Here is a 4151-nt window from a genome sequence, read left to right on the forward strand (position 1 = left end):
TTATTCAAATTTAAGTACTTTTTTATTTATTGTCCTTGACATGGGGTCCACATTAATTTAAATCGTAACATCCTTTTTTGTTATAAATTCTAACTAAAAAATAGAATATTGATATCTTATCAATAATATTTATTTCCTACTAATTAATTCCTCGAATGTTATAGTTGAGGAATTGTTGTAATTAGATACAATTGTTTCTTATAGTAGAATAATTGTATTATAAAGATACTTAAAATTTCTATTTTTAATGTCTTTTTATTTTACAAAAGAAAAGACTGTTGTTTTTTTATTTGTCAACAGTCTGAAATAAAGAACCATTAAGGTTCTTTATTTGTTAAGAAGTAATGATGCTTTTTCAATATATTTTTGATGATATTCATCAAAAATACAATCAGGGTCATGATAATAAGTTTCTAAAACATCACACATTTTAAGTAGTTCACTATATTGATCATGAACTTTATTTTTAGTTGAATGATTTTTAATAGCTTGAACGATAATATCTATTTCTTCATTTTCAAACAATAAATTTTCTTCTAACATCTTTCTAGCAAGTTCACTTGAAAGTTGAGCGTGATTAAATGAGGTATTGTTTTTATAAACGGAATAATCATGTAAAAGTCCCATAATAGCGCATAGTTCACAGTCTAATTGTACATACTGACTATAGGCAATACATAAGGTTGAAACGCCAAATAGATGACGATAGCCTTGTCTTTTTTTGTTTCCAAAACAGTTTTTTTCAAGTTCTTGATATACGACTTTTTCAATTTCTAAATATCTTTTCATCGTCTAAGTCCTTTAGGATATAAATTTTTAACTTGATTATTACTTTCTTTATAGAAAGAAAGTGGATAACCATCTACAAAAATAACACCATATCCTTTTTGATTATTTCCTTTCAAGGTTAAACCAGAAAGATAATCTTTTACTTCTTGACTATCACATTTAAAATTATAAGATCTTTTAACATCTTCTTTATTTAAAGTAAGAGCAAGTGAAAGACTTGGTTCAAATCTTCCTTTTTTACATTCTCCTAAATAAAGACCATTTCTTAAAACTTTGATTGAAAGTTCAGGAAAATGATTTAAAATAGCATAGACGTGATTATTTGATTGATAAAGATAAGGTGGTACAGGAATATTTAAGTTTTCTTGATAAAATTTTTGAACAAGTTGTAGCTGTTCTTTCTTTAAATTTGGTTTTAAGATTTTTTCTTTTGAAATAGCTGTTTCTGTTGTTTTTTGTAACATGGCTATAAATTGTCCTTCACCACGATTAATGTGAGGATACATTCTAATGGTTCCTTCAATAAAACCATCAGACATTCCTTCTTTTTTATTAATTGGAAGTAATTTCATACCTAATTCATTGATCATATATTCAACTTGTTTTTCATTTTCATCTAAAGAATAAGTACATGTAGAATAAATTAAAATGCCATCTTTTTTAAGCATCTTATATGCTTGATCAATTAAGTTTCTTTGAATATAAGCACACTCATTTATCTTTTGCATTGACCAAGTATCAATTGCTTCTTTATCTTTTCTAAACATACCTTCTCCAGAACAAGGAGCATCTAAAATGATTTTATCAAAGAAACTTTCAAATTTCATTTTTAAAGGATCACAATTCGTCACAATTGTATTTTTTAAACCAAATCTTTCAATATTACTTGATAAAATAGAAGCACGTAATTTAGAAATATCATTAGCAATCATTAATCCTTCATTAGAAAGACGGCTGGCAACATAACACGTCTTACCTCCAGGAGCACCACACATATCTAAAACATAATCATTTTCTTTAATATCTAAACAAGCTGCTACGCTCATAGCACTTGGTTCTTGAATATAATAAAGTCCACACATAAAATAAGGACTTTTCCCTAATGGATAATGAAGATAATCAAAATAATAACCACCATCTACATAAGGATGTTTTTCTATATATTGATGATTTAAATGATTTAAAACATCCTTTTTTAAAGGATTTAAATAAAATCCTTTAACTTCATTTTCATTTAAAGAATTAATAAAAGCATCAAAATCATCTTTTAATAATTCTTTCATTCGTTTAATAAATAATTCATTCATTATTTTTTCCCCTCAATAAAATAAGTTGCTTCCATATCGGCAACACTTAATGCAAAAGCAATAGGAAACATTTCAAAAGCTTTTCCAACATTTCTAGCATCTTCATTTCCAGAAAAGCCCATATGATATCTAATCGCAAAAGCTTCTTCTCTTGTAAGACGCATATAACCACTAATCATATAAACACTTTTTTCACCATGACCATAAGGCAATTGATCATCATATTCATAGTTTGGTACTTGAATCCATTGACCATCTTTTTTAACATTACGTGTTCCCTTTTTATAACAATTAATTTTACATAAATCATGTAATAATGAAACAATCGCAATTGTTTCTTCACTATAATTCATTTGATATGTATCTTTCACTCTTTCTCTTTGAAGATAATCTTTCAAACAATCATATACATTTAAACTATGTTCAAGTAATCCACCATCATAGCTTCCATGAAATCGTGCACTGGCAGGTGCTTCAAAGAAATCAGAATGTGGAGATAATAAATATTCAAGAAGTTTTTCACTTCCAGGTCTTTTTATATTTGTTTTATATAATTCTATAAATCTTTCTTTATTTGTCATAAGCATTCCTCTTTTTTTTATATTTTATCGAAAACATGCTTTTTCTTCAATAAAAGTATGAAATAAAATATCAAGGACATACTAGAAATGAAAGAAGGAATAAAATGAAAAGATATATTATAACTTTGATACTTTTAATAACTTGTACTTTTACTTTAACAGGCTGTAGAAATCAAACAACTGATAGTGGTTTTAAAGAAAACGTAGAAATTGCTTGGGATGATGTAAAAGATGATTTTGATCAGATAGATCAAGATGTTGAAAATGATACTTCTAAACAAGATGTTAAAGCCTTAACACAAACAATTTTAGATGGTTATGATAAAATTAAAGAAGGAATTACTCAAGATAATCAAGAAGAAGCTAAAAAAGTTTATGAAGCTGCGAGTCGATTAGAGTATATAGAAAAAAATACGGATCAAAAGTTATCAAGTGAAGAAAAAGAAATTTTAGAATTAGGAAAGAAAACGAAAACATTGATGATGTATTATTATGGAAATGGGGAAGGTGTTTTTCAAGATGCTGTAGATGATGTAGAAAATGGGATTGATCGTGTAAAAAAATTCACAGAAGAAAAATGGAATGCTTTTAAAGATAAATTAGAGTAGGGAATACTCTTTTTTTTATTTTTTGCTTGTTTTATAATAAAGGTCTTGTTATAATGATAAGGCACACAAGCCCGAATGGCGAAATTGGTAGACGCAGCAGACTCAAAATCTGCCGGTGTAACAGCTGTACCGGTTCGAGTCCGGTTTCGGGCACCATACTTGCGGGTGTAGTTCAATGGTAGAACTTCAGCCTTCCAAGCTGACTACGTGGGTTCGATTCCCATCACCCGCTCCAAGTGATGATAACATCTCTAATGAGATGTTTTTATTATATTTAAAACAAATGGTTGACAGATGATAACAATTTGTATACAATGTAATCACATTTGATATAAATACTGTGAAAAGAAAGAGTAGACGTTGATCTTTAGCGTAGAGATTTCCTGGTAGGTGAAAAGGAAAGTAGAGATTTTTGTTGAATTCATCTTGGAGTAGAGTGTTGAACAGTTTTAAGTAGGCATCTCCGGTTACACCCGTTAAAGTGGAAGAGTATGATTGTACTCGATGAGGTTAGTATAGTAATATACTAATAAACAAAGGTGGTATCACGAAGCGATAGCTCTCGTCCTTAGAGGATGAGAGCTTTTTTATTTATATCAAGGGAAATGAAGAAAAGGGGACAAGTAATATGATTATTGTAATGAAATCAACAGCATCTAAAGAAGATGTAGAAAAAGTATCAGGATCAGTAGAAAAATTAGGGTTAAGAGTAAATGTTGTAAATGGGGCAACACAATCAGTTATTGGAATTATTGGAGATACAACAAAAGTAGATCCAGAATCAATTGAAGTTGATCCAGCTGTAGAAAAAGTCATGCATGTATCAGAACCATATAAATTAGCTAATAGAGCTTTCCATCCAGAAG

Annotated in this window: 4 protein-coding genes, 2 tRNA genes, 1 pseudogene and 1 other annotated feature; of the genes and pseudogenes, 4 read left to right on the plus strand and 3 right to left on the minus strand. The window is 28.7% G+C overall.

The annotated features are described in order from the left end of the window. Positions 1-327 precede the first annotated feature (327 nt). From LJD34_RS15565 to LJD34_RS15575, 3 genes are read right to left on the minus strand one after another with little or no spacing between them, the layout of a single operon-like run. Positions 328-789 carry an HD domain-containing protein gene (locus LJD34_RS15565; RefSeq protein ID WP_227360326.1) on the minus strand — a complete coding sequence of 154 codons (462 nt, stop codon included), beginning with the start codon at positions 787-789 and terminating at the stop codon, positions 328-330. Beyond that, a complete protein-coding gene (locus LJD34_RS15570) occupies positions 786-2096 on the minus strand; it encodes an RsmF rRNA methyltransferase first C-terminal domain-containing protein (protein ID WP_227360327.1) in 1311 nt (436 codons plus the stop codon). The genes LJD34_RS15565 and LJD34_RS15570 overlap by 4 nt, the downstream gene beginning before the upstream one ends. Beyond that, on the minus strand, positions 2096-2677 hold the full coding sequence (locus LJD34_RS15575) for a hypothetical protein (RefSeq protein ID WP_022001187.1): 582 nt from the start codon (positions 2675-2677) through the stop codon (positions 2096-2098). Before LJD34_RS15575 ends, LJD34_RS15570 begins: the two co-directional genes overlap by 1 nt. A 104-nt stretch (positions 2678-2781) precedes the next feature. Here LJD34_RS15575 and LJD34_RS15580 point away from each other — a divergent pair, with 104 nt between their 5' ends. From LJD34_RS15580 to LJD34_RS15595, 4 genes and pseudogenes are all read left to right on the plus strand, one after another. Further along, the gene (locus LJD34_RS15580; RefSeq protein WP_227360328.1) at positions 2782-3285 is read left to right on the plus strand and encodes a hypothetical protein; all 504 of its coding nucleotides are present in this window, start codon (positions 2782-2784) and stop codon (positions 3283-3285) included. A 69-nt stretch (positions 3286-3354) separates the two neighbouring features. Further along, positions 3355-3441 (plus strand) — tRNA-Leu (locus tag LJD34_RS15585). A gap of 5 nt (positions 3442-3446) precedes the next feature. Further along, positions 3447-3520, plus strand: a tRNA-Gly gene (locus tag LJD34_RS15590). A gap of 96 nt (positions 3521-3616) precedes the next feature. Then, positions 3617-3858 (plus strand) — a binding site (T-box leader). A 55-nt stretch (positions 3859-3913) separates the two neighbouring features. Then, positions 3914-4151: pseudogene (locus tag LJD34_RS15595) on the plus strand (3-deoxy-7-phosphoheptulonate synthase); the annotation flags it as partial.

It is taken from the genome of Faecalibacillus sp. MSK20_93 (assembly GCF_020589945.1).
Taxonomy (GTDB): domain Bacteria; phylum Bacillota_I; class Bacilli_A; order Erysipelotrichales; family Coprobacillaceae; genus Faecalibacillus; species Faecalibacillus intestinalis.

Bases quoted from the DNA above. Each gene is read 5' to 3' on its own strand.
- LJD34_RS15565 (WP_227360326.1), bottom strand. From the start codon at position 789: ATGAAAAGATATTTAGAAATTGAAAAAGTCGTATATCAAGAACTTGAA.
- LJD34_RS15570 (WP_227360327.1), bottom strand. From the start codon at position 2,096: ATGAATGAATTATTTATTAAACGAATGAAAGAATTATTAAAAGATGAT.
- LJD34_RS15575 (WP_022001187.1), bottom strand. From the start codon at position 2,677: ATGACAAATAAAGAAAGATTTATAGAATTATATAAAACAAATATAAAA.
- LJD34_RS15580 (WP_227360328.1), top strand. From the start codon at position 2,782: ATGAAAAGATATATTATAACTTTGATACTTTTAATAACTTGTACTTTT.